General features: G+C 68.6%; 23 protein-coding genes and 1 tRNA gene. 20 read left to right on the top strand and 4 right to left on the bottom strand.

Going from position 1 to position 23,654, the window contains the following annotated elements; all coding sequences use genetic code 11:
- Positions 1 to 109: 109 nt before the first annotated feature.
- From F9C11_RS03750 to lon, 4 genes are all read left to right on the top strand, one after another.
- The gene (locus F9C11_RS03750) at positions 110 to 1,051 is read left to right on the top strand and encodes a GNAT family N-acetyltransferase (RefSeq protein ID WP_409183522.1); all 942 of its coding nucleotides are present in this window, start codon (positions 110 to 112) and stop codon (positions 1,049 to 1,051) included.
- A gap of 36 nt (positions 1,052 to 1,087) precedes the next feature.
- Positions 1,088 to 1,936 carry an SAM-dependent methyltransferase gene (locus F9C11_RS03755; RefSeq protein WP_409183523.1) on the top strand — a complete coding sequence of 283 codons (849 nt, stop codon included), beginning with the start codon at positions 1,088 to 1,090 and terminating at the stop codon, positions 1,934 to 1,936.
- On the top strand, positions 1,933 to 2,757 hold the full coding sequence (locus F9C11_RS03760; protein WP_409183524.1) for an SAM-dependent methyltransferase: 825 nt from the start codon (positions 1,933 to 1,935) through the stop codon (positions 2,755 to 2,757). Before F9C11_RS03755 ends, F9C11_RS03760 begins: the two co-directional genes overlap by 4 nt.
- A gap of 87 nt (positions 2,758 to 2,844) precedes the next feature.
- Complete coding sequence (gene lon, locus F9C11_RS03765) at positions 2,845 to 5,247, top strand: endopeptidase La (RefSeq protein ID WP_409183525.1); 2,403 nt, start codon at positions 2,845 to 2,847, stop codon at positions 5,245 to 5,247.
- 110 nt (positions 5,248 to 5,357) lie between these two features.
- Here the strand turns inward: lon and rfbA are convergent, their stop codons facing one another.
- Both rfbA and F9C11_RS03775 read right to left on the bottom strand, forming a co-directional pair.
- Positions 5,358 to 6,239 (bottom strand): glucose-1-phosphate thymidylyltransferase RfbA, encoded by an 882-nt coding sequence (rfbA, locus tag F9C11_RS03770; RefSeq protein ID WP_409183526.1) that lies wholly within the window; start codon positions 6,237 to 6,239, stop codon positions 5,358 to 5,360.
- A gap of 74 nt (positions 6,240 to 6,313) precedes the next feature.
- Positions 6,314 to 7,462 (bottom strand): exo-alpha-sialidase, encoded by a 1,149-nt coding sequence (locus F9C11_RS03775; RefSeq protein ID WP_409183527.1) that lies wholly within the window; start codon positions 7,460 to 7,462, stop codon positions 6,314 to 6,316.
- Positions 7,463 to 7,661: 199 nt separating this feature from the next.
- Between F9C11_RS03775 and F9C11_RS03780 the strand changes: the two genes are divergently transcribed.
- A complete protein-coding gene (locus tag F9C11_RS03780) occupies positions 7,662 to 8,354 on the top strand; it encodes a hypothetical protein (protein WP_409183528.1) in 693 nt (230 codons plus the stop codon).
- Positions 8,355 to 8,393: 39 nt separating this feature from the next.
- Here F9C11_RS03780 and F9C11_RS03785 read toward each other — a convergent pair whose 3' ends face one another.
- Positions 8,394 to 8,885: a YajQ family cyclic di-GMP-binding protein gene (locus F9C11_RS03785; protein ID WP_409183529.1), complete on the bottom strand. Its 492-nt coding sequence runs from the start codon at positions 8,883 to 8,885 to the stop codon at positions 8,394 to 8,396.
- Between the two features lie 118 nt (positions 8,886 to 9,003).
- Here F9C11_RS03785 and F9C11_RS03790 point away from each other — a divergent pair.
- The 3 genes from F9C11_RS03790 (at position 9,004) to F9C11_RS03800 (ending at position 10,738) form a co-directional block, all read left to right on the top strand.
- Positions 9,004 to 9,085, top strand: a tRNA-Tyr gene (locus F9C11_RS03790).
- A 352-nt stretch (positions 9,086 to 9,437) separates the two neighbouring features.
- A complete protein-coding gene (locus F9C11_RS03795) occupies positions 9,438 to 9,926 on the top strand; it encodes a VOC family protein (RefSeq protein WP_409183530.1) in 489 nt (162 codons plus the stop codon).
- A 17-nt stretch (positions 9,927 to 9,943) separates the two neighbouring features.
- On the top strand, positions 9,944 to 10,738 hold the full coding sequence (locus F9C11_RS03800; RefSeq protein WP_409183531.1) for a MerR family transcriptional regulator: 795 nt from the start codon (positions 9,944 to 9,946) through the stop codon (positions 10,736 to 10,738).
- Between the two features lie 21 nt (positions 10,739 to 10,759).
- On the opposite strand, the gene htpX is transcribed toward F9C11_RS03800, so the two are convergent.
- A complete protein-coding gene (gene htpX, locus F9C11_RS03805) occupies positions 10,760 to 11,608 on the bottom strand; it encodes a zinc metalloprotease HtpX (protein ID WP_409183532.1) in 849 nt (282 codons plus the stop codon).
- Positions 11,609 to 11,755: 147 nt separating this feature from the next.
- Between htpX and F9C11_RS03810 the strand changes: the two genes are divergently transcribed.
- The 12 genes from F9C11_RS03810 to F9C11_RS03865 all read left to right on the top strand — a co-directional run bounded on the left by F9C11_RS03810 (position 11,756) and on the right by F9C11_RS03865 (position 23,651).
- On the top strand, positions 11,756 to 12,718 hold the full coding sequence (locus F9C11_RS03810) for a YncE family protein (protein ID WP_409183533.1): 963 nt from the start codon (positions 11,756 to 11,758) through the stop codon (positions 12,716 to 12,718).
- A 39-nt stretch (positions 12,719 to 12,757) separates the two neighbouring features.
- A complete protein-coding gene (locus F9C11_RS03815; RefSeq protein WP_409183534.1) occupies positions 12,758 to 13,627 on the top strand; it encodes an LLM class F420-dependent oxidoreductase in 870 nt (289 codons plus the stop codon).
- Positions 13,624 to 14,496: an LLM class F420-dependent oxidoreductase gene (locus tag F9C11_RS03820; protein ID WP_409183535.1), complete on the top strand. Its 873-nt coding sequence runs from the start codon at positions 13,624 to 13,626 to the stop codon at positions 14,494 to 14,496. The genes F9C11_RS03815 and F9C11_RS03820 overlap by 4 nt, the downstream gene beginning before the upstream one ends.
- Before the next feature lie 201 nt (positions 14,497 to 14,697).
- Positions 14,698 to 15,936 carry a class I SAM-dependent methyltransferase gene (locus F9C11_RS03825; protein WP_409183536.1) on the top strand — a complete coding sequence of 413 codons (1,239 nt, stop codon included), beginning with the start codon at positions 14,698 to 14,700 and terminating at the stop codon, positions 15,934 to 15,936.
- The gene (locus tag F9C11_RS03830) at positions 15,933 to 16,721 is read left to right on the top strand and encodes a glucose-1-phosphate cytidylyltransferase (protein ID WP_409183537.1); all 789 of its coding nucleotides are present in this window, start codon (positions 15,933 to 15,935) and stop codon (positions 16,719 to 16,721) included. The genes F9C11_RS03825 and F9C11_RS03830 overlap by 4 nt, the downstream gene beginning before the upstream one ends.
- Positions 16,718 to 17,362 carry a PIG-L deacetylase family protein gene (locus F9C11_RS03835; protein WP_409183538.1) on the top strand — a complete coding sequence of 215 codons (645 nt, stop codon included), beginning with the start codon at positions 16,718 to 16,720 and terminating at the stop codon, positions 17,360 to 17,362. Before F9C11_RS03830 ends, F9C11_RS03835 begins: the two co-directional genes overlap by 4 nt.
- A 4-nt stretch (positions 17,363 to 17,366) precedes the next feature.
- On the top strand, positions 17,367 to 18,389 hold the full coding sequence (locus F9C11_RS03840; RefSeq protein ID WP_409183539.1) for an NAD-dependent epimerase/dehydratase family protein: 1,023 nt from the start codon (positions 17,367 to 17,369) through the stop codon (positions 18,387 to 18,389).
- The gene (locus F9C11_RS03845; protein WP_409183540.1) at positions 18,389 to 19,654 is read left to right on the top strand and encodes a DUF4910 domain-containing protein; all 1,266 of its coding nucleotides are present in this window, start codon (positions 18,389 to 18,391) and stop codon (positions 19,652 to 19,654) included. Before F9C11_RS03840 ends, F9C11_RS03845 begins: the two co-directional genes overlap by 1 nt.
- A gap of 4 nt (positions 19,655 to 19,658) precedes the next feature.
- Entirely contained in the window at positions 19,659 to 20,987 is a 1,329-nt protein-coding gene (locus F9C11_RS03850; protein WP_409183541.1) for a hypothetical protein, read from the top strand.
- Entirely contained in the window at positions 20,984 to 21,937 is a 954-nt protein-coding gene (locus tag F9C11_RS03855) for a glycosyltransferase family 2 protein (RefSeq protein WP_409183542.1), read from the top strand. The genes F9C11_RS03850 and F9C11_RS03855 overlap by 4 nt, the downstream gene beginning before the upstream one ends.
- The gene (locus tag F9C11_RS03860) at positions 21,934 to 23,115 is read left to right on the top strand and encodes a polysaccharide pyruvyl transferase family protein (RefSeq protein WP_409183543.1); all 1,182 of its coding nucleotides are present in this window, start codon (positions 21,934 to 21,936) and stop codon (positions 23,113 to 23,115) included. The genes F9C11_RS03855 and F9C11_RS03860 overlap by 4 nt, the downstream gene beginning before the upstream one ends.
- A complete protein-coding gene (locus F9C11_RS03865) occupies positions 23,112 to 23,651 on the top strand; it encodes a dTDP-4-dehydrorhamnose 3,5-epimerase family protein (RefSeq protein WP_409183544.1) in 540 nt (179 codons plus the stop codon). The genes F9C11_RS03860 and F9C11_RS03865 overlap by 4 nt, the downstream gene beginning before the upstream one ends.
- Positions 23,652 to 23,654: the final 3 nt, after the last annotated feature.

Below are 23,654 nucleotides of genomic sequence, written 5' to 3' on the forward strand. Positions count from 1 at the left end.
TCTCTGACCTGCGTGGACCAAGGAGTGAAACTCCCGGTTCACCCCGGAACCCCCGGGCCGGCGAGTGTTCTGGGGCTCTTTTCCGGCCGGACCGGCGGACAATGGCGGCATGCACAACGACGTGACAGCCACCGGCCATGCGGCGCGCATCGCCACGGTGGACGCGCTGCTTCCCGCGCCGCTCCCCTTCGAGGTCGGAGGGGATTCCGCCCTGCTTTCCGCCGAGGTCGGCGACACCACCGCGGCGGGACTGAGCACCTGCACCGGACTCGGCCCGGACAGCCCGCGCTCGATGTGGCGGGCGCTGGTCGAGCACCGGCTGGAGGTTCAGCTCGCCGGTCCCGATCCGGCCGCCGGACTCGACGCCCTGCTCACTCGATGGGATGAACACCTGCGGTCCCTCGCCCGAGTGGGGGATACGGAGTGCGCCGCGGTGCTCTCCCGGCCCAGCCGCGACACCGCCGGGGCCACCGAACTTCTCCGGCACGGCTTCGCCCCGGTCGGCGTGCTCGCCGTCCGCCCGGCGCAGCGGCTGGCCGCCGGACCCGACGCGACGCCGGGCGTCTGCATCCGGCACGCGACTCCGGACGACCTCTCCACCGCGGTCGCCCTGCAGCTCGAACTGCAGCGGTACGACGCGCAGTTCGGCCGGGTCACGCTCCGTCCCGGCGTAGAGGAGCTGATCGCCAAGGAGCTGCTGCGCCACCTCGAACGGCCGGAGCCGCAGGTGTGGATCGCGGAGCTGTACGGCCGGCCGCTCGGCATGGTCGTGCTGCAGATGCCCGACGAGACCGGCTGGATCCGGCACCGGGTCGCCGCCTCCCGGGTGGGTTACCTGTCGTCGCTGGCGGTTTCCGAGGCGGCCCGCTCGTCCGGTGTCGGCACCGCGCTGGCCGCGCACGCGCACCAGGTCTTCGACGAGGCTGGCGCGGATGTCGTGCTGCTGCACCACGCCGTGGCCAACCCGCGGTCGACGCCGTTCTGGTACGCGCAGGGCTACCGGCCGCTGTGGACCGGCTGGCAACGCCGGCCCGCCGTGCGTTCTCGCTAGTCTGGCGGTTGCCAGGCCGTTCCGAGGGGAGTCCCAGTGACCGAAAAGCCCGACGCCGCACCGAAAGCGCCGGAAGGCGTCGACGTCGAGAAACCCTCGGCCGCGCGGGTGTACGACTGGTACCTGGGCGGCAAGCAGAACTGGGCGGTGGACCGCGAGTTCGGCCGCAAGATCGAAAAGATGTGGTCGCTCGCCCGGCCCGGCGCGAAGCAGAACCGCGAGTTCATGAACCGGGTCGTGCGGGCCGCGCTGGACGCGGGCATCCGCCAGTTCCTCGACCTGGGCTCCGGCGTGCCGACCGCGGGCAACGTGCACGAGGTGGTCGAGGCCGCGCTCGGCGACGACGACCAGGCCACCGTGGTGTACGTCGACTACGAGCCGGTGGCCGTGGCGCACGCGACGCTGATCCTCGAGGACGAGGCGGCCACCGACTGGGCCGGGATCGTGCAGGCCGACCTGCGCGACCCGCGGGCGGTGCTGGACCACCCGCGCACCCGCGAGCTGATCGATTTCAGCCAGCCGGTGTGCGTGATGCTGATGGCGGTGCTGCATTTCGTCGGCCCGGACGACGATCCGGACGCCATCGTGCGCGCCTACCGCGACAAGCTCGTGTCCGGCAGCTGGCTGGCGATCTCGCAGATGAGCGAGGGCGACGGCAGCGGTCCGGCGCTGGAGGGGCTGCGCTGGTTCGTCGAGCAGTACCGCAAGACGAGCAATCCGATGTGGCTGCGCGACCGCGAAGAAATCGAACCGTTCTTCGGCGGCTGGCCGTTGCTGGAGCCGGGGATCACGCATCTGCCGGACTGGCGGCCGGAGCGCGAGCTGAACGCCGTCGAGGCGGAGGCCCGCCCGTTCGCCTGGTGCGCAGTGGCGCGCAAGCCATGACCGCGCCGGACGCACCGCAGGGCGTGGACGTCGACAAGCCGTCCGCCGCGCGGATTTACGACTGGTACCTCGGCGGCACCCAGAACTGGGCGGTGGACCGGGAATTCGGCCGCCGCGTCGAGAAGGTGTGGCCGCTGATCCGGCCGATGTCGCGGGAGAACAGGGCGTTCATGAACCGGGTCGTGCGGGCCGCGCTCGACGCCGGGATCCGGCAGTTCGTCGACCTCGGCTCGGGCGTGCCGACGGCGGGCAACGTGCACGAGATCGTGCGCGACCACCTGCCCGCGAGGGTCGTGTACGTCGACTACGAACCGGTCGCGGCGGCGCATTCCCGGGTGATCCTGGAAGACGAGAACGCGACCGAATGGGCCGGCATCGTGGAGCGCGACATCCGCGATCCGGAAGCGATCTTCTCCGACGAGGTCACCCAGGAGCTGATCGACTGGTCGCAGCCGGTCTGCCTGCTGATGATCACCGTGCTGCACTTCCTCGGCCCCGGCGACCGGCCGGACGAACTGGTCGCCGCCTATCGCGATCAGCTCGCGTCCGGCTCGTGGCTGGCCGTCACGCACGCCACCTGCCGGGACGACGCGCCGCCGGACCGGGCCGCCGAGGTGCGCCGGTTCGTGGACGCGTACAAGGACACGTCGAACCCGGCGTACCTGCGCTCGGACGACGAGATCCGGCCGTGGTTCGGCGGCTGGCCGCTGCTGGAGCCGGGGATGAGCGCGCTGCCGGACTGGCGGCCGGACGAACCGGTTTCGGAGCTCGCCGCGGAGGTCCGGCCGTTCGCCTGGGGCGCCGTCGCGGTCAAGCCCTGACTTCTCTCCCAGCGAACACTCCCTGGGAAACAAACCCACCCCTCGGAGAGTTGAGCACCTTAGACTCAACTTATTCGAGGAGTGCACATGTCCGACCCCCGCCTCCTGCCCGTCCTCCCGCTCGATGACGACGTCGTGCTGCCGGGCATGGTGGTCCCGCTCGACCTCGGCGACGCAGAGACCCGGGCCGCAGTGGAGTCCGCACAAGCCAAAACCCCCGCGACCGCGTCGTTCCCCGGGATCCGGTCGGGCGCGGCGAGCAAGGCCGAAGTCCTGATCGTGCCGCGCGTGCACGGCGAGTACGCCGAACTGGGCACCGTCGCGACCGTCGAACGGATCGGCCGCGTCCCCGGCGGCAAGTCCGCCGTGCTGCTGCGCGGCACCGCGCGCGCCGTCGTCGGCCGGATCGCCGACGGCCCCGGCGCGGCCCGCTGGGTGCACGCCGACGCCGCCGAAGAGACTTCCGACGACCGCACCGCGCAGCTCGCCGCGGAGTACAAGGCCGTGGTCATCTCGGTGCTGCAGCAACGCGGCGGCTGGCAGATGATCGACGCCGTCCAGCAGGTCGAGAAGCCGTCCGCGATCGCCGACCTGGCCGGCAACGCGCCGTACCTGTCCACCGACCAGAAGCTGGAGCTGCTGAGCGCGCTCGACGTCAGCGTCCGGCTGGAGAAGGCCCTCGAGTGGAGCCGGGAGTACCTGGCCGAGCTGGAGGTCACCGAGACCATCCGCAAGGACGTCGCGGACGGGATGGAGAAGCAGCAGAAGGAATTCCTGCTGCGCCGCCAGCTCGAAGCGATCCGCAAGGAGCTGGGCGAACTCGACGGCACCGCGGCCGACGACGACTACCGCGCCCGCGTGGAAGCCGCCGACCTGCCGGACGCCGTCCGCAAGGCCGCGCTGGCCGAGGTCGACAAGCTGGAGCGGACGTCCGAGCAGTCGCCGGAGGGCGGCTGGATCCGGACCTGGCTCGACACGGTGCTGGAGCTGCCGTGGAATGAGCGGACCGAGGACGTCTACGACATCGCCGCCGCGCGGGCCGTGCTCGACGCGGACCACGCCGGTCTGGACGACGTCAAGGAACGGATCATCGAGTACCTGGCCGTGCGCAAGCGGCGCGCGGAATCGGGCCTCGGCCCGGTCGGCGGTCGGCGTTCCGGTGCGGTGCTGGCTCTCGCCGGTCCTCCCGGGGTCGGCAAGACGTCGCTCGGCGAATCGGTCGCGAAGGCGATGGGACGCAAGTTCGTGCGGGTCGCACTGGGCGGCATCCGGGACGAGGCGGAGATCCGCGGCCACCGGCGCACGTACGTCGGCGCGCTGCCCGGCCGGATCGTGCGGGCCATCAAGGAAGCCGGCTCGATGAACCCGGTGGTGCTGCTCGACGAGATCGACAAGGTCGGTGCCGACTACCGCGGCGACCCGACGGCCGCGCTGCTCGAAGTGCTTGACCCGGAACAAAACCACACGTTCCGCGACCACTACCTCGAGGTGGAACTGGATCTGTCCGATGTGGTCTTCCTGGCGACGGCCAACGCGCTGGAGACCATCCCCGGCCCGCTGCTGGACCGGATGGAACTGGTGACGCTGGACGGCTACACCGAGCACGAGAAGGTCACCATCGCGCGGGATCACCTGCTCCCCCGCGAACTCGAACGGGCCGGTCTGGCGTCGGGAGACGTGGTGCTGACCGACGACGCGTTCAGCCGGATCGCCGCGGAGTACACCCGCGAGGCCGGGGTGCGCGACGCGAACCGGACGATCGCGAAGGTGCTGCGGAAGATCGCGACGAAGGTGGCGTTGGGTTCGGTCTCGCTGCCGCTGACGGTGTCCGCTTCGGACCTGGAAACCTACCTCGGCCGCCCGCGGCACGTACCGGAATCGTCACTGCCGACGGCGACTCAGCGGACGTCTTTGCCAGGCGTGGCAACGGGTTTGGCAGTCACCGGCGCTGGCGGCGACGTGCTGTACATCGAGGCGTCGCTGGCCGATCCGGAAAGCGGGGCTTCGGGCCTGCAGCTGACCGGGCAGCTGGGTGACGTGATGAAGGAGTCGGTGCAGATCGCGCTGTCGTACCTGCGCTCGCATGGCGCGGAGCTGGAACTGCCGGTGGGAGACCTGCGAGAGCGGGGAATCCACGTGCACGTCCCGGCGGGCGCGGTGCCGAAGGACGGTCCGTCCGCGGGCATCACGATGACGACCGCACTGGCGTCGCTGCTGTCGGGCCGGGTGGTCCGGGCGGATGTGGCGATGACCGGTGAGGTGTCGCTGACCGGCCGAATGCTGCCGATCGGCGGGGTCAAGCAGAAACTGCTGGCCGCGCACCGGGCGGGGATGAAGACGGTGATCATCCCGCAGCGAAACGAGCCGGATCTGGACGACGTGCCGGCGGAGGTGTTGTCGCAGCTGGACGTACACGCGGTGGCCAACGTGCGGGAGGTGCTGGAGTTGGCTTTGACGCCGGCTTCTTCGGAGGTTCCGCAGGCGGCTTGATCCGTGGTTGAGGCAGGGCTTCGTCCTTCCCGGGGTTGGGAGGGGCGGGGCCTTGCCGTTGTTCCGCGGTTCTGTCGGTGGTGCGCGATACCGTGCCCCTGCGGAAAGAATCAGCTCTGCGCCCCGGCGAGGGTGGCCACGTTCATCACGTACTCCCCATACCCCGACTTGGCCAGCTTGGCGCCCAGCGCATAGCACTCGTCCGGACTGATGAAGCCCATCTTCAGCGCCACCTCCTCCAGACACGCGATCCGCACCCCGGTCCGGTGTTCCAGCACCTGCACGAACTGGCCCGCCTCCAGCAGCGAATCGTGCGTGCCGGTGTCGAGCCAGGCGAAGCCGCGGCTCAGTTCGATCAGCTTGGCGCGGTCGCGGCGCAGGTAGGAGAGGTTGACGTCGGTGATCTCCAACTCGCCGCGCGCGGAGGGCTTCAGGTTGCGGGAGATGTCGACGACCTCGTTGTCGTAGAAATACAGCCCGGTGATCGCGTTGTTCGAGCGCGGTTTTTCGGGCTTTTCCTCAATGGACAGCAGGTTGCCGTTCTCGTCGATCTCGCCGACGCCGTACCGCTCCGGGTCTTTCACCTGGTAACCGAACAGGACGCAGCCGTCGAGGTCGGTCGCGGCGGTGCGCAGGGTCGTGGAGAAGCCTTGGCCGTAGAAGATGTTGTCGCCGAGGACCAGCGCGACCGAATCGTCGCCGACGAAGTCCGCGCCGATCACGAACGCCTCGGCGAGGCCGTTCGGGCTCGGCTGTTCCGCGAACGAGAAGGACAGCCCGAACTGGCTGCCGTCGCCGAGCAGGCGGCGGAAGTTCGGCAGGTCGGCCGGCGTCGAGATGATCAGGATCTCCCGGATCCCGGCCAGCATCAGCACCGAGATCGGGTAGTAGATCATCGGTTTGTCGTAGACCGGCAGCAGCTGCTTCGACACGGCCTGCGTGATCGGATGCAGACGGGTTCCGCTGCCCCCGGCGAGCACGATGCCCTTCACAGCCCCTCCTCACGTGCGGTGGTGGTGTTCACCGTACCGAGTGAGCTCGGAGGCCGGCTGGGGCTTCCCTCAACTCAGAACGCCGGGCCCTTGCCGAAAAACGCCTGGCAGCCGTGCGCGTACTCGGTGGCGATCTCCAGCACGTTCTTCCCGTCGTCGACCGGCAGCACAGTGGACGAATAGTTGGGGCAGTAGTTGTTGTAGATGCCGGTGATGTGGACCGGCGCGGGGAGTTCGTACCAGTTCCCGGCTCCGAAATTGTCGTTGGCCAGCAGTGTTTGCCCGTTTCCGGACACCGGGGTGCCGTCGGCGGTCGTGTAGATCTGGCCGACCATCACCAGCCGCACGCCGTTCGGGCCGCCGGGGAACAGCGTGGTGGTCTGGGCGTGCTGGAAGTAGTTGCCGCTCGCGGTGTTCACGCGGGTGCCGGGGTCGGCCGGGTCGCCCCAGTTCGCGCCGTCGGCGGAGATTTTGTAATACGGATCGCAGTAGCGGTCGCGGTAGTTGCAGATCTCGTAGCCGAACCAGTACCGGCCGTCGGGCAGCCTGCGGATGATCGGCATCCCCGGCCGCACCCGGGACGGCCCGATGGCCATCGTGAGCTGCTTGGTGCCCCAGGTGATCCCGTCGGTCGAGGCGACGCGGTTGAGCACCTGGCCGTACTTCGGGGCCTGCGTCTCGTCGGCGTAGTGCAGCCAGAGCGTGCCGCCGGCGTCCACAGTGAACTCCGGCTCCCAGATGCCGTCGTGGTTGTGCGAGAGCGCGGCCTCGGACAGGTACCGCCAGTTGCGGCCGCCGTCGCGGCTGGCCCACACCTTGATCCCCATCCGGCGCTGCGGGCCGGAGTCCTGCCGGTAGGTCGCCGCCCAGAGCAGCGTGCCCGCGCGCATCCGGCCGACCCGCTGCGGCAGCTCGTAGAGGGTTCCGCAGCATTGGCCGAACCTGGCGTCGGGGTCGCGGATCTCGCTGATCTGGTGGAAGCTCGCGCCCTCGTCGGTGCTCTCGAGGATCGGCGCGAACCGGCCGTTGCCGTCCTCGCTGGTCAGCGACGCGATGATGTGCCCGCGCCCGAAGGGCGAGTACTCCAGCCGGATCAGCCGCGGGTACGAGCCGAAGCCCGGCACGAGCAGCTTCTTCTCGGCGGCTTGCGCGACGGGCGCGAGCGCGGTCACGAGGACCGCCAGCGAGGTGAAGAAGGCAAGCACGGGAGTCCAGCGGCGCATCCAGAAACTCCTCTCACGACCGGACGGGCGATTACACCACGTGTTCGGCTCGCAACCTGCGATCTTCCCTGGTCACCCGCGTGATTCCACTCCTTCGAGGGGAACGCTGGGCTGTTCAGGGCCACCCGCCGCGTAACGACCGGGCGGAGCGTGACGAAAGATCATCGGGAGGCCCCGCCGGGGCACGGTAGGGGGAATCATGCGCCGCACTCGCCTGGCCGCCGTCTGCGCGGCGGTGGCGCTCACCGCGTCGTGCTCGCTGCAGCCGACCGGCATCGGCGCGATCGTGCGCCCGCGGCCCGCCGCACCCAGCCACGCGCCCGCCCCCGTGCTCCCGCCGCCGGAACTGGAGGAGCCGCGGTTCGCCGAGGCCCCCACCGAAACCCATCAGGGCAAGGGGAACGCGACAGTGCCGCTGACCTGGCCTTCCGGAGTCGCGGGCTTCCTGAAGTTCGACTGCCCGAAGTGCGACGGGCACCTCGCCGTGAAGACGGACGGGACCGAAAGCCTGCTGGTCAACGCCAGTGATCCCTACCACGGGACGGCCTGGTTCAACGTCTCGCTCGGCGGCAAGTGGGTGCACAAACTGGACATCACCGCGGACGCCGCCTGGACCGCGACGATCACCGACTACCGCGGCCTGCCGAGCGTCGAGCCGGGCAAACCGCACAGCGCCCACGGAGACGCGGTGCTGGCGATCCCGCCGGGCATGACGCGCGGGAAGTTCACGACGAACTCGCGAGGCCACACCGGGGTCTGGACCTTGTGCGACGGACGGCTCGACCTGGTGGTGAACCAGCTCATTCCGTACGACGGGGAGTTTCCGCTGCACGGACAGGCGTTTGTCGCGGTGGAGGCTTACGACGGGGATTGGACCTTCACGGCCTCGTAAGGCGCTGCGGACGCCTCGGGCATCCGCAGCGCCGGCGGGTCACCGGTAGTTGGTGAACTGCAGAGCGATCTCGAAGTCCTTGCCCTTCAGCAGGGAGATCACCTCCTGCAGCTGGTCCTTCTTCTTGCCCGACACCCGAAGCTGGTCGCCCTGGATCTGGGCCTGCACGCCCTTCGGGCCCTCGTCGCGGATGAACTTCGCGATCTGCTTCGCCTTGTCCGACGCGATGCCCTGCAGGATCTTGCCGTTGATCTTGTAAATCTTGCCGGAAATCGCGGGCTCGCCAGCTTCGAAGGCCTTCAGCGAGATGTTCCGCTTGATCAGCTTCTCCTTGAAGACCTCTACCGCCGCGAGGGCGCGCTCTTCGGTCTCCGACTCGATCGCGATGGCTTCCTCGCCGGACCAGCTGATGCCGGTTCCGGTGCCGCGGAAGTCGAACCGCGTGCCCAGTTCCTTGCTGGCCTGGTTGAGCGCGTTGTCCACCTCCTGGCGGTCGACCTTGCTCACCACGTCGAAAGAGGGATCCGCCACGTGTCCTCACACCTTGTCTCAGCTCGTCAGGGACCCCCAGCGTAGCGCCGGGGGATCCCGGTTGACCGGCCGTCCGGACCGTTGGGTATCCTTCTTCCCGGCCGGTTCGCCCGGCCATGGCAGGTTACCCAAGCGGCCAAAGGGATCTGACTGTAAATCAGACGGCTCAGCCTTCGGGGGTTCGAATCCCTCACCTGCCACACCAGCCACATCACCCCCGTGACCAGCACGAACCGGTCACGGGGGTGGTTTTGTGTTGTGCGGTTGTGTGCAGCCGGTTCCGGCTGTCCGCCCCACAGTGGCCGCAGACGGAGGCGTCGCCCAGGCACTTCGCCACGCGCGTCGGCCCACCCCCACTGAGCCATAAAATCAACCGCTAGAAGTCTTCGCTGGCGCGAAATCTGTGTTCTCGCTTCGGTCAGCCGTGATACCCAGCACCAAGGATGCAACTTCCTCCCGACGCCAGTCCCCTACTGATGACCGCACGCTCAGCGGACTCGCCTGACCGTCGGACTTGACCCTCCTGCGACAGGAGGCTGCACGCTCGTCGGCATGAACGAATTTCGCGGCCCGGTTCCGACTCCCGCCTACGACGCGGTTTCCCCGGGCAACTACCTCGGCTTCTACGGGATGCCGATGTTCCCCATCGTGCCCACCGCCGACCTCGACGTTTCCACGGACTTCTGGCTTCGCGGGCTCGGCTTCGACAACCTGTTCACCCTTCCCGGCGAGATCGTGCACCTTCGCCGGTGGGCGTTTCAGGACGTGCTGCTCCGGCCGGGCACTCCGGCCGGTCCGAGCGAGGTGCGCATCAGTTTCTCCTGTGTGCTCAGCGAACTCGACGAGATCGCCAAGCGGTGTGAGGAGATCACGCCGGGGTGCACCAGCGGACCGGAGTTGATGCCGTGGAACTCGCGCGAGCTGACGGTCGTCACGCCGGAGGGCACGAACGTCGTGATGACCGCGGCGGTGCCGATCGATCCGGACGGCCCCGTCGCGGAGCGGATGCGCGCCGTGGGGATCGACGTTCCGCGGCCGTGACCTGCGACACTGGGGTCGTGCCTGAGCAAGACGGCCTCACTGTCGGACGCACGGCGACGCTGGTCGGCGTGAGCGTCAAAACCCTGCATCACTGGGACGCGGTCGGCCTGGTGCGCCCGAGCGGGCGCACCAGGTCCGGCTACCGCGTGTACTCCGCCGAGGACATCGCGCGGCTGCATCGCGTGCTCGTGTACCGCGAACTGGGCTTCCCCCTGTCGGAGATCGGCCGGCTGCTGGACGACCCGGCAGTGGACGCGCACACCCACCTGACCCGGCAGCGGCGCGAACTGCGCGACCGGATCGCGCGGCTCGAGCACATGGTGTCCGCAGTGGACCGGATGGCAGCGGCGACCCGGGGCGGGATGCAGCTGACCGCTGAGGAGCAGGTCGAAATCTTCGGTGCCGACTGGAATCCGGAGTGGGTCGACGAGGCCGCTGAGCAATGGGGCGACACCAAACAGTGGGCGGAATACCGCGAGCGGACCACTGACCTGACCCCGCAAGACTGGCGAGAGGCCGCGGCCGAACACGAGACTCTCCACGCCGACCTTGCTGCCGCGCGAAAGGCTGGCGTCGAGCCGGGTTCAGCCGAGGCGAACGCTCTCGCCGAGCGCCATCGCGCGACGTTGTCGAAGTACTTCGACTGCTCCCATTCGATGCAGGTGTGCATCGCCCGGAAGTTCGTGGAAGAGCCCGGGTACACCGAGTACTACAACGCGCTTGCGCCCGGCTTGGCCACCTGGCTGCGAGATGCGATCTTCGCCAATGCGGCCGCGCACGGAGTCGACCCGGACACCGCGGCGTGGGAGTGACGGGACCTTCGCGGCCCGGCCTCAGACCCCCCGAGCCATCTCCTCGAGCCGCCGGATCCGATCCTCGATAGGCGGATGCGTGGAAAACATCCGGCTCAGCCCCGCCCCCGGCCGGAACGGATTCGCGATCATCAAATGCGACTGCGACACCACCGCCGGCTCCGGCACCAGCGGAGCGGCCCGGGTCCCCCGCTCCAGCTTCCGCAACGCCGAGGCCAACGCCAGCGGATCCCCGGTCAGCTCAGCCCCCGAAGCATCCGCCTGATACTCCCGCGACCGGCTCACCGCCATCTTCACCACCCCGGCCGCGATCGGCCCGATCAAGACCAGCAGCAGCGACATGAACGGGTTGCCCTCGCGGTCGTTCCCGCCGAAGAAGAACGCGATATTCGCCAGCACGCTGACCACGCTCGCCAGCGCACCGGCAATGCACGAAATGAGAATGTCCCGGTTGTACACGTGGGACAGCTCGTGCCCGAGCACCGCACGCAGCTCGCGCTCGTCGAGCAGCTCCAGGATCCCGGTGGTGCAGCACACCGCCGCGTGCTGCGGGTTGCGTCCGGTCGCGAAGGCGTTCGGCGCCGCGGTCGGGCTCACGTACAGCGACGGCATCGGCTGCCGCGCGGACGTCGCCAGCTCCCGCACGATCCGGTACATCGCCGGCTGCTCGACCTCCGACACCGGCCGCGCGTGCATCGCGCGCAGGGCCATTTTCTCGGAGTTGAAGTAGGCGTAGGCGTTCATCCCGAGCGCCACGACCAGGCCGATGAGCAGGGCTGTTCGGCCGAACAGCCCGCTGATCCCGATGATGATCGCCGAGAGCAGACCGAGCAGCATCGCCGTCTTCAGCCCGTTGTGATGCTTGTGCACGCGCGCTCGCCTCCGTCCGCTCTGGCAGGTGCCGCAAGGTGGGTTACTCACTGGAAACAACGCGATCGGGGGACGCGAAGTTCCTTCGCCCGATCCTTGTCCGAGTTAGGGTCGGCGAGCAAGCCAACCGACCGGGGCAGGTGAGCGATGCGCGGTTCCCAGTTCTCCCGGCGAGGGCTGTTCGGCCTGGTCAGCGCTGGTGCGGCGGCACTGGTCGGCGGTAGCGCGGCGGCGGCCGAGCGAGTCACCAGCGTGCAGGTCGGCGGGACGCTTTCGGCGCTCGCGGTGAGTCCGGTCACCGGGCTCGTCTACGTGGCCGACCAGGCCTCCGGCGCGGTTCTGGTCCTCGATCCGGACGCGGGACGGGTCGTGTCCGCGCTGGCGGTGGGCGGGGAGCCGAGCGACGTGGCGGTGGACACCGACCGGATCTACGTCGCCAACCCGCCCGGCGGCACGGTGCTCGCCTTCGACAGTCAGACGCACCGGTTGCTGAGCGTGGTCAGCGCGGGGGCGGGCGCGTCGGCGCTCGCGTCCGATCCGCAGGCCAACCTCGTGTACGCGGTGAGCGGCGAGACCGGCACGTTCGCGGTGCTCGACAGCATTAGTCTCACCCTGCGGGACCTGCTGCCCGCGCCGAAGCCAGGTCTAGCCGGAATCGCGCTCGACCGCGGCCGGCGGCGCGCCTACTGCACCAGCCCGACCACGAACTCGGTCGAGATCTGCGACCTCGATTCGGGAACGTTCACCGCGAGCGTTCCGGTGGGCGCCGCTCCGACCGGAATCGGCGTCCACGAACGAAGCGGCCTGGTGTTCGTGGCGAATTCGGCGATCCACCATCTGTCTATTGTGGACGGATCGGCGCGGGCTCAGGTCAATACCGTGCTGCTGCGGAGCGAGGCGTCGTCGCTCGCGGTGCATCAGGGCAGCGAGGTCGTGTACACCAACGGCGGGCAAAATGGACTGTCGCGGGTGGACGGTCGAACGGAAGCCCTGACCGGCGAGCTGAGCCTGGGGGTGAATCCGGGCGACGTCGCGGTGGATCAGCGCACGCGCACGGTGTACGTGACCGATCCGCTGCACGGCACCATCAACATCGTGCGCGATTTCTGACCGCTCGCATGAAGTTACTCCAGGTATACGGTGTCGGGTATGGAAATTGGTCTCCAGGTCCCCGACTTCACGTTGCCGGGAGGGACCGCCGCGCTCGGGGCGAAACTGGCCGAGGCGGTACGGGCGGCGGACGACGCCGGGTTCGCCTATCTCGCGGTGATGGATCACTTCTTCCAGATTCCCAGCGTCGGCCCGAGCGACCGCGCGATGCTCGAGGCGTACACCACGCTCGGCTACTTCGCCGGGCACACCCAGCGCGCGCAATTGCTCACCTACGTCACCGGCGCGATTTACCGGCATCCCGGTCTGCTCGCGAAGGCAGTCACCACGCTCGACGTGCTGTCCGGCGGGCGGGCCATGCTCGGCATCGGAGCCGGGTGGAACGAGGAGGAAGCCCGCGGGCTCGGGTTCCCGTTTCCGTCCGTCTCGGAACGATTCGAACTGCTCGAGGAAAACCTGCGGTACGTCCGGCAGATGTGGGACGAGGACGACAAACCGTTCTCCGGCAAGCATTTCACCGCCGCCAGACTGCTCAACAGCCCGCAGCCGCCGCACCGCCCGGCGATCATGGTCGGCGGGGGCGGGGAGAAGAAGACTCTGCGGCTGGTCGCGAAATACGGCGACTGCTGCAACATCGGCAACGGCCCGGATCTCGAACGCAAGCTCGACGTGCTCAAGCGGCATTGCGAAACCGAGGGGCGCGACTACGCCGAGATCACCAAGACGGTTTACCACTACCTGGACATCGGCCCGTCCGGGGAGAAAACCGGCGAATTTCTCGCCGAGGCGCGCAGGCTGCACCGGCTCGGCGTCCAGGCGATGATCGGTCCGCTGCCCGGCGGGCTCGACCAGGACCGGATCGGGATATTCGCGCACGACATCATTCCGGCGGTTAAGGAGTTGGCATGAAACTCGGGTTGCACCTGGCTCAGCAGACCTGGCCGAACGGCCCGGCGGCGCTCGGCGCGGACCTGGCGCGGGTGGCCCGGACCGCGGACCAGGCCGGGTTCGAATATCTCTCGGTGATGGACCATTTCTTCCAGATTTCCAGCTACGGCCCGCCGGAGCACGAAATGCTGGAAGGCTGGACCACGCTCGGCTTCCTCGCCGCGCACACCGAGCGCGTCAAACTGCTCACGCTCGTCTCCGGCGTCATTTACCGGCACCCGGGGCTGCTCGCGAAGACCGCGACGACGCTCGACGTGCTGTCCGGCGGGCGGGCGATCCTCGGCATCGGCGCGGGGTGGAACGAGGAGGAGTCCCGTGCGCTCGGGTTCCGGTTCCCGCCGATGAAGGAACGGTTCGAACAGCTCGAGGACGCGCTCCGGTACGTCCACCAGATGTGGGCCGAGGGCGACGAACCCTTTACCGGCACGCACGTCAGCGGTGAGCGGTTGCTCAACAGCCCGCAGCCGATCCAGCGTCCGCACCCGCCGATCCTGATCGGGGGCAGCGGCGAGAAGAAGACTCTGCGGTTCGTCGCGCAATACGGCGACATCTGCAATTTGCTGCCCGGACCGGATCTTCCGCGCAAGCTGGAGGTCCTGAAGCAGCATTGCGAGGACGTCGGCCGCGACTACGCGGAGATCACGAAAACCGCTTCGCTGCGGCTCGACACCGGTGAAAAGGGCGAGAAAACCGGGCAACTGCTGGATGAACTGGGCCGGTTGGCGGAACTCGGGTTCAGCGTCGCGACCGGCTGGGCGCACGGCGTGCCGGACCCGGCGGTGCTCGAACGGTTCGCCACCGAGGTCATCCCGGCGGCGGAAAAGCTGTGATCCGCTGACGAACGGGTGGCGGCTGCGCCATCCGGCACCGGCCGCCCACCCGTTCGTCGCAGCAGCTCGCGGCATTCCGCCGCCGTCATTGTCTCGGTTCCGAATCGACTCCGGTGAGCTTCCCGGCCCGTTGTAACGACGGCCGGGCGCGGATCGACCTGCCCTACGCAGCTCGCGTTCGCGACCGGAGGAGCCTGGTACATGACCACATGTCGACTCTGCGGTTCGGAAAGAACCGCCAGCGTGGTCGACCTCGGCGCGACCCCGCCGTGCGAACGGTTCCTGACCGCCGCCCAGCTGGCCGAACCCGAACCGACTTTCCCGCTGCATCTCGAAGTGTGCACGGAATGCTGGCTCGCGCAGCTCCCGCCGTTGCTCGACCCGGCCGACACTTTCACCGATTACGCGTATTTCTCGTCTTTTTCCACCTCGTGGGTCGAACACGCGAAACGGTTCACCGACGCCGCCGTCGAGCGGCTCGGGCTGACCGACCAGTCTTTCGTCGTCGAGGTCGCCAGCAACGACGGATACCTCCTGAAGCACGTCGTGGAACGCGGAATCCGTTGTCTTGGCGTGGAACCTTCGGTGAACGTCGGGCAGGCCGCGCGTGAGGCTGGGGTGCCGACGCACACCGCGTTCCTCTCCGAGGAGACCGGCCTGCAGGTGCGTGCCGAACACGGTCCGGCCGACCTGGTCGTGGCGAACAACGTCTACGCCCACATTCCGGACATCCGCGGGTTCACCCGCGGGCTGCGCGCGCTCGTCGCGGACGACTGCTGGGTGTCGATCGAGGTGCAGCATCTGCTCACGCTGATCGAAAAGAACCAGTACGACACGATTTACCACGAGCATTTCCAGTACTACACCGTCGAATCCGCGCGGCGAGCGCTGGCGGGCGGCGGACTGACCGTGGTCGACGTCGAACTCCTGCCGACGCACGGCGGCTCGATCCGGCTCTGGGCGCGGCCCGCCGCGGTCGCCGGGGAGCCGAGCACGCGAATGACCGACGTGCTGGCGCGGGAGAAAGCCGCCGGGCTGCACGAACTGTCCGGGTACACCGAATTCGCCGACCGGGTCACCCGCGTGCGGCTGGAATTGCTCGAATTTCTCCTCGCCGCGCGGAAAGCCGGGAAAACGACCGTCGGGTACGGCGCGCCCGGCAAGGGCAACACCCTGCTCAACCACTGCGGCATCCGGCCGGACCTGCTCGCCTACACGGTGGACCGCAATCCGTACAAGCACGGCCGGTTCACGCCGGGCACCCGGATCCCGGTCGTGGAGCCGGACCGGATCGCCGCCGACCGGCCGGACTACGTGCTCGTCCTGCCCTGGAACCTGCGGGACGAACTGACCGAACAGCTGTCCTACGTCGGCGCTTGGGGCGGCAAGCTCGTCTTCCCGATTCCGCGCCTGGAAATCGTCGAGGTGGAAGTGAAGTGAAGGTCGTTCTGTTCTGCGGCGGTTACGGCATGCGGATGCGCAGCAGCGAGGCGTCCGACGTGCCCAAGCCGATGGCGATGGTCGGGCCGCGCCCGCTGATCTGGCACGTGATGCGCTATTACGCGCATTTCGGGCACACCGAGTTCGTGCTGTGCCTCGGCTACGGCGCGCACCACATCAAGGACTTCTTCCTGCACTACGAGGAAACGACGTCCAACGATTTCGTGCTGCGCGGCGGAAAACCGGAACTGCTGTCCACCGACATCGCCGACTGGACGATCTCCTTCGTGCAGACGGGCATCGAATCGCCGATCGGCGAACGGCTCCGCCGCGTGCGCGACCACCTCGACGGCGACGAAATGTTCCTCGCCAACTACGCCGACGTCCTCACCGACGCGCCGCTGGACCACATCGTCGAACGCTTTAGCAACAGCGACGCGGGCGCGTCGATGCTCGTCGTGCCGCCGCAGTCGTCGTTCCACTGCGTCGAGATGGACGAGGGCGGCCGGATCGGTGCGATCACCCCGGTCAGCGAACTCCCGCTGTGGGAGAACGGCGGCTATTTCGTGCTGCGGCAGGAGATTTTCGACCACATCCCGGAGAACGGCGATCTGGTCGCCGACGGGTGCGGCGAACTCGCGAAGCGCGGCCGGCTGCTCGCGTACCCCTACCGCGGGTTCTGGAAGCCGACCGACACGGTCAAGGAACGCTACGCACTCGACGCCGCGTACGCGCATGGCGACCGGCCGTGGGCGTTGTGGGAACGCGAGAAGGTGGGAGCGTGATCCGCCTCGGTGCCGAGCTGAAAAGCATCGTCGCGCTCGGCGCGCATTGCGACGACATCGCCATCGGGGCGGGTGGCACGCTGCTGGAGATCTGCGGACAGCGTCCCGGGCTTCAGGTCGACGCGCTGGTGCTGTCCGGCGGCGGCACCGACCGGGAGACTGAGGAACGCGCCGCGCTGGCCGCGTTCTGCCCGGGTGCCAAGCTGACCGTCACCGTGCTGAAGCTGCCGGACGGCCGTCTCCCCTCGCATTGGGAGGAAGCCAAGAACGCGCTGGAGGACCTCCGCCGCCGCACCGATCCGGACGTCGTGTTCGCGCCCCGCACCATCGACGCCCACCAGGATCACCGCGGGCTCGCCCAGCTCGTGCCCACGGTGTTCCGCGGGCATTTGACGCTGGGCTACGAAATCGTCAAGTGGGACGGGGACCTCGGCCGGCTGCCCGCGTACGCGCCGATGTCGGACGAGGTCATGCAGCGCAAGATCGAACTGCTGCACCAGCATTACGGCTCGCAGCAGCACCGGCCGTGGTACGACCGCGAGGCGTTCCTCGGCCTCGCGCGGATTCGCGGAATCGAATGCCAAGAACGCTATGCCGAGGCGTTCGAGGCGAACAAACTCGTCATCGACCTAAGGGGCTGAAGGCATGCGCGTGCTGCTCACGGGGCACACGGGATATCTGGGCACGGTGATGGCGCCGGTGCTCGCCGCGGCGGGGCACGAGGTCGTCGGCCTCGACTCGGGCTTGTTCGCCGCTTGTGTGCTCGGCCCGGCCCCGCGCGATCCGGTCGGGCTGGCCGTCGACCTGCGGGACGTGAAAGCCGAGCATCTCCAGGGCTTCGACGCGGTGATCCACCTCGCCGCGCTGTCGAACGACCCGCTCGGCTCGCTCGCCCCCGAACTGACCTACGACATCAACCACCACGCGTCGGTCAAGCTCGCGAAACTCGCGAAGGCCGCCGGGGTTTCGCGGTTCCTCTACGCCTCGACCTGTTCCGTCTACGGTGCTTCCGGCGGCAGCGGCCTGGTCGACGAGGACGCACCGCTGCGGCCGGTCACGCCGTACGCCGAGTCGAAGGTCCGCGTGGAAGCCGAGGTTTCCGAACTCGCCGACGACGACTTCACCCCGGTGTATATGCGCAATGCCACCGCGTTCGGCTTCTCCCCGCGGCTGCGCGCCGACATCGTGCTGAACAACCTGGTCGGCCACGCTTACCTGTCCGGCGAGGTCCTCGTGCTCTCCGACGGCACGCCGTGGCGGCCGCTGGTGCACGCCGACGACATCGCCCACGCCTTCACCGCAGCCCTCGAAGCACCGCGCGAAGCCGTGCACAACAAGGCGTTCAACATCGGCACCGAACGCAACAACGTGACGGTCGCCGAGATCGCCGAAGAGGTGGTCGCGGCGGTGCCCGGTGCCAAGCTGCGGATCACCGGCGAAGCCGGGGCCGACCCGCGCTCGTACCGCGTCGATTTCTCCCGGTTCCGCGACGCGGTCCCGGCCTTCGACTGCAAGTGGGGCGTGAAAGACGGCGCGCTGCAACTGTTCGACGCCTACCGCCGCCACAGCCTCACCCAAGCCCAGTTCCAGCACCGCTTCACCCGGCTGAACTGGCTGAGCGACCGGCAGGCCGCCGGCGCGGTCGACGCCACCCTGCGGCACGCCTGATGCGCACCGGGCCCGAGATGCACGCCCTGGTGGAACGGCTGTACCCGTTCTGCCGGAGCATCACCGGCGACGGCGTGCGGCAGACGCTGGCCGTCGTCGGCGAGCACCTCCCGCTCGACCGGTACGAGGTGCCCAGCGGCACCGAGGTGCTGGACTGGACCGTGCCGCCGGAGTGGAACATCCGCGACGCCTTCGTCGCGGATTCCTCCGGACGGCGGGTGATCGACTTCCGGAAGTCGAACCTGCACGTGGTCGGCTACAGCGTCCCGGTCGACCGGGTCGTCAGCCTCACCGAACTGCGCACGCACCTGCACACGCTGCCCGAGCAGCCGTCGTTGATCCCGTACCGCACCAGTTACTACTCCCCCACCTGGGGTTTCTGCCTCGCGCAGGAGGTTCTGGACACGCTGCCGGACGGCGACTACCACGTCAAAATCGATTCGACGCTCGCTGACGGCCACCTCACCTACGCCGAGCACGTCGTGCCGGGCGAGGTGTGCGACGAAGTGCTCGTCTCGTGCCACGTCTGTCATCCGTCGCTGGCCAACGACAACCTCGCCGGCATCGCGGTCGCCGTCGCGCTCGCGCGGGCGCTGGCCGAGGAAAAGCCGTACTACACCTACCGGTTTCTGTTCATGCCCGGCACGATCGGCGCGATCACCTGGCTGGCGCGCAATTTCGAGCGCATCGAGCAGGTCAAGCACGGCGTGGTGCTGGCCTGCGCCGGGGACCGGGGCTCGCTCACGTACAAGCGCAGCCGCCGCGGGGACGCCGACATCGACCGCGTCTTCACGCACGTCCTCAAGGACAAACCGCACGAGATCCGCGATTTCTCGCCGTACGGGTACGACGAGCGCCAGTTCTGCTCCCCCGGGTTCAACCTCGGCGTCGGCTCGCTCACGCGCACGCCGTACGCGGGCTACCCGGAGTACCACACCTCGGCGGACAACCCGTCCTTCGTCGACCCAGACGCGATGGCCGACACCCTCGACACCTTGCGGACGGCGTTTTCCGTCCTGGACCGCAACCGGCGCTACGTGAACCTCAGCCCGTACGGCGAGCCGCAGCTCGGCAAGCGCGGACTGTACGACTCGCTCGGCGGGCGCAGCGACGCGAAACAAGCGCAGCTGGCCATGCTGTGGGTGCTCAGCCTCTCCGACGGCGACCACAGCCTCCTCGACATCGCCGAACGGGCGGACCTGCCGTTCGGCGCCGTAGCCGCGGCGGCCGATGCCCTTCAGGCCGCCGGACTGCTGAAGGAGTGAGGCCATGCCGTCGATCCTGCGTTCGCGAGCCGTCCGCGCGATGGCGGGACGGCTCAGCTGGGGCCTCGGCGACCAGGCTGTTTCGAGCCTGACCAACTTCGTGGTCGGCCTGTACGTCGCGCGCTCGCTCGGCGCGACGGCGTTCGGCCTGTTCAGCATCGCGTGGGTGACCTACGGCGTCATTCTCAACGTCTCGCGCGGCCTCGCCACCGACCCGCTGATGGTCCGCTTCTCCGGTGTCACCAGGGCGAGCTGGCGGACCGCGGTGGGCCAGGCCGTCGGGACCGCTTTTGTGGTGGGCATCGCGAGCGGGCTGGTAAGTGTCCTTTTTGGACTCGCGGTCGGCGGGGCGCTCGGCGCCGCGTTCGTGGCGCTCGGTGCGGTGCTGCCGTTCCTGCTGGTCCAGGACGCGTGGCGGTTCGGGTTCTTCGCGCAGGGCACCGGACACAAGGCGTTCGTCAACGACGGGATCCAGGCCGTCGCGTTGTTCCCCGCGCTGGTATTGGCCGCGCGCTACGACACTGTGGTCGCGTTTCTGCTGGCCTGGGGTTGTTCGGCCGGGGTCGCGGCCGCGTTCGGCTGGGTGCAGACGAGCGTGTTGCCGCGGCTCGGCGGGGTGCGCGGATGGCTGCGGGACCATCGCGACCTCGGTGTGCGCTATCTCGTGGAGAACGTCAGCAACAGCGGTTCGTCGCAGCTGCGGGCGTACGGACTGGGTGCGATTTCCGGCCTGGCGGCGGTCGGCACGGTACGCGGGGCGGAACAGCTGCTCGGCCCGTTTCTCGCGCTGCTCATGGGACTTTCCCTCGTCACTGTCGCCGAGGGAGCGCGGGTGCTCCGGCAATCGCCGCATCGGCTGTGGCACTTCTGCGTGGTGCTCGGTGCGGCACAGGCGGCGGCTGCTCTGATCTGGGGACTCGGACTGTGGTTCTTCGTCCCCGAGGACGCCGGCCGGTTCGTGCTCGGTTCGCTCTGGGACAGCTCGTCGCCGCTGGTCCCCGCGGTCACGATGGCGGTCGTCGGCGCGAGCTTCACCACCGGCGCGACGGCCGGGCTGCGCGCGCTCGGGATGGCGCGGCGGAGCTTGCGGTCGCAGCTGATCGCGTCCGCGTGCTACGTCGTGTTCGGCCTGATCGGGGCCGTGCTCGGCGGGGCGGGCGGCTCGGAGTGGGGCGTCGCGGCCGCCACGCTCACCGGTTCGGCCGTGTGGTGGTGGCAGCTGCGCAGCGCGCTCCGCGACCACTTCGCGGCGGCGACCGAGTTTCCCGCCGCGTCAGGTTCCTTCAGCCAAGCAGAACTCCATTCGGCTTCCGAGGAGATGAAACCGGCATGAGCACGGTGCCCCGGCTGACCATCGGTCTGCCCGTCTACAACGGAGAGGAATTCCTCAGCGAAGCACTCGACGCGCTGCTCGGGCAGACCTACGAGGATTTCGAGCTGATCATTTCCGACAACGCGTCGCAGGACGGCACGGAGGAGATCGCCCGGAAGTACGCGCAGGAGGATTCGCGGATCCGGTATCTGCGCCAGCCGCGCAACATCGGCGCGACCCCGAACCACAACATCCTGCTCGAGCAGGCGCGCGGCGAACTGTTCAAATGGGCTTCGCACGACGATCTTTACGGCCGGGAGCTGCTGGCGAAGTGCGTCGAAGCGCTCGACGCGCGGCCGGAGACGATCCTCGCGCATTCGCACCAGGCGATCATCGACGAGAACGGCGCGGTGACCGTACCGCTGGACTACCGGCACAAGACGGACGCGCCCCGGCCGTCGGTGCGGTTCAAGAGCCTGCTGTTCGAGCCCGGCGGCGACGATTTCTACGGCGTGATGCGCACGGCGGTGCTGCGTCGGGTCACCCCGATGGACAGCTACCACCACGCTGACCGCACCTACGTGGCCGAACTGGCGCTGCACGGGCCGTTCTACCAGGTGCCGGAGCTGCTGTACTTCCGCCGCGACCATCCGGACCGGGCCGAGCGAGCGAACCCGAGCAAACGCTCCCGGTGCGCGAACCTCGATCCGAAGCGCGGCAACGCGTTGCTGAACCCGACCGCGCGGCTGCTCGCCGAGTACGTCTGGGGTTTCGTGCACGGAATCCGCTCCGCGCCGCTGTCGTCGGGCGAACGTCGCGCCTGCTACCTCGCGCTGGTCGAATGGTTTGCCAGCCGGGCGCGACCCGGTGGGGGCGGGGAACGCGTCGAGGACCGTGCTCCGGTGCACGCGGCCGAGCTCAACCTCACTGTCGACCGCGTGGTCGCCGGGCGCGAACGGCGGGTGCCGTGACTGTTCGAGTCGGAGTCTTCGGACTGCTCGGTTCAGGCAACCTCGGCAATGACGGCTCGCTGGAGGCGGTGCTCGGCTTCCTGCGCTCCGAACATCCGTATGCGAAGGTGTCCGCGTTCTGCGGTGGGGCGGACACCATCCAGGCGCGGTACGGGATCCCAGCGGTGCGGTTGAACTGGTACAGCGGCGAGTACCGGCACGCTTCCGGACTGCGGTCGATCGTGACGAAAGCGCTCGGCAAGGTCGTCGACGTTTTCCGCACGGCGTGGTGGGTCCGGCGGCAGAACGTGGTGATCGTTCCCGGCATGGGCGTGCTGGAGGCGACGCTTCCGTTGCGGCCGTGGGGGTTTCCGTACGCGCTCTTTCTGCTCTCGTTGTGCGGGCGGCTGGGGCGGACGAAGGTCGCGCTGGTCAGCGTGGGCGCCGATCGGATTCAGGTGCCCGCGACGCGGTTTCTGGTGCGGTATGCGTCCCAGCTGGCGGCGTATCGGTCCTTCCGCGACGAACTGTCGCGGTCGGCGATGGCCGACATGGGGGTTCGGGTGGCTGACGACCGGGTGTATCCCGATCTCGCCTTCGCGCTGCCGACTCCTGCCGCCGTCGAGGATCCGCGTGCGGTGGGCGTCGGGGTGATGGCTTACTACGGCGGGAATGACGACCGGGCGCGCGGCGAGGAGATTTACCGGGCGTACGTGGACGCGATGACGGAATTCGTACGGTATCTCGTCAGCCAAGAGCGGCCGGTCCGGCTTTTCATCGGTGACCGGATCGATCGCGAGGTGGTGGACGAGATCGTCGAAACGGTCGATTCTCCGCTGCTCTCCGCGGCCGTCCCGGGCACGCTCGGCGAGCTGATGCGCTCGATGGCCGAGGTCGGCACGGTGGTGGCTACTCGGTACCACAATGTGTTGTGCGCGTTGAAGGTCGGGAGGCCAACGGTCGCGATCGGATACGCTAAGAAGAACGACGTGCTGATGGCCGAAATGGGGCTCGGCGAGTTCTGCCAGGAGGCCCGGGCGGTCGATGTGCCGCGGCTGATCGGGCAGTTCGAGGAATTGCAGCGGCGGGCTCCGGAATTGAAGGCGGAACTCGCCGCTCGCAACGAAGCCTGCAATCAGCAGTTGAAGGATCAGTTCGCCCTGTTGTCGAGGTCGCTCATTCCCGCGGAGGTGTCGTGAAAGCCGTTCCCGTGCCGTCGATTTCCGGCCTGTGGCTCTTTCAGCCGACGCCGCACCGTGACGAGCGCGGCTTCTTCTCGCGGACCTTCGACGCCGACGTCGCCCGGTCGGTCGGCATCGATCCGGACGCGTTCGTGCAGGACAGCGTGTCCCGCTCGGTGCGCGGCGTGGTGCGCGGGATGCACCTGCGGTCCGGGGCCGGCGAGGCGAAACTGGTGCGGTGCTCGTTCGGCGAGGTGTTCGACGTGGTGGTCGACCTGCGGCCGGATTCGCCGACCTTCCTTCGCCGGGAAACGTTTCGCCTCTCCGGCGACACTCAGGAAAGCATCTATCTCCCGGCCGGATGCGCACACGGTTTCCAGGCGCTGAGCGACATCGCCGACGTGTCGTACCGGATCGACCGCGCGCACGACCCGTCCGAGGACGTCGCCATCGCGCATGACGACCCGGAGCTCGCCATCCCGTGGCCGCTGCCCGCGGCATTGCTGTCCGAACGCGACGCGTCGGCCCCTTCGCTGGCCGATGCCTTGAGGTGACCC

The organism is Amycolatopsis sp. VS8301801F10, from assembly GCF_046195355.1.
GTDB lineage: Bacteria > Actinomycetota > Actinomycetes > Mycobacteriales > Pseudonocardiaceae > Amycolatopsis.

Excerpts from the sequence above, each read along its gene's own strand:
- F9C11_RS03810 (WP_409183533.1), top strand. The coding sequence starts at position 11,756 with ATGCGCGGTTCCCAGTTCTCCCGGCGAGGGCTGTTCGGCCTGGTCAGC.
- F9C11_RS03850 (WP_409183541.1), top strand. The coding sequence starts at position 19,659 with ATGCCGTCGATCCTGCGTTCGCGAGCCGTCCGCGCGATGGCGGGACGG.
- F9C11_RS03840 (WP_409183539.1), top strand. The coding sequence starts at position 17,367 with ATGCGCGTGCTGCTCACGGGGCACACGGGATATCTGGGCACGGTGATG.
- F9C11_RS03855 (WP_409183542.1), top strand. The coding sequence starts at position 20,984 with ATGAGCACGGTGCCCCGGCTGACCATCGGTCTGCCCGTCTACAACGGA.
- F9C11_RS03760 (WP_409183524.1), top strand. The coding sequence starts at position 1,933 with ATGACCGCGCCGGACGCACCGCAGGGCGTGGACGTCGACAAGCCGTCC.
- lon (WP_409183525.1), top strand. The coding sequence starts at position 2,845 with ATGTCCGACCCCCGCCTCCTGCCCGTCCTCCCGCTCGATGACGACGTC.
- F9C11_RS03845 (WP_409183540.1), top strand. The coding sequence starts at position 18,389 with ATGCGCACCGGGCCCGAGATGCACGCCCTGGTGGAACGGCTGTACCCG.
- F9C11_RS03750 (WP_409183522.1), top strand. The coding sequence starts at position 110 with ATGCACAACGACGTGACAGCCACCGGCCATGCGGCGCGCATCGCCACG.
- F9C11_RS03825 (WP_409183536.1), top strand. The coding sequence starts at position 14,698 with ATGACCACATGTCGACTCTGCGGTTCGGAAAGAACCGCCAGCGTGGTC.
- F9C11_RS03780 (WP_409183528.1), top strand. The coding sequence starts at position 7,662 with ATGCGCCGCACTCGCCTGGCCGCCGTCTGCGCGGCGGTGGCGCTCACC.
- F9C11_RS03775 (WP_409183527.1), bottom strand. The coding sequence starts at position 7,462 with ATGCGCCGCTGGACTCCCGTGCTTGCCTTCTTCACCTCGCTGGCGGTC.
- F9C11_RS03820 (WP_409183535.1), top strand. The coding sequence starts at position 13,624 with ATGAAACTCGGGTTGCACCTGGCTCAGCAGACCTGGCCGAACGGCCCG.
- F9C11_RS03795 (WP_409183530.1), top strand. The coding sequence starts at position 9,438 with ATGAACGAATTTCGCGGCCCGGTTCCGACTCCCGCCTACGACGCGGTT.
- F9C11_RS03815 (WP_409183534.1), top strand. The coding sequence starts at position 12,758 with ATGGAAATTGGTCTCCAGGTCCCCGACTTCACGTTGCCGGGAGGGACC.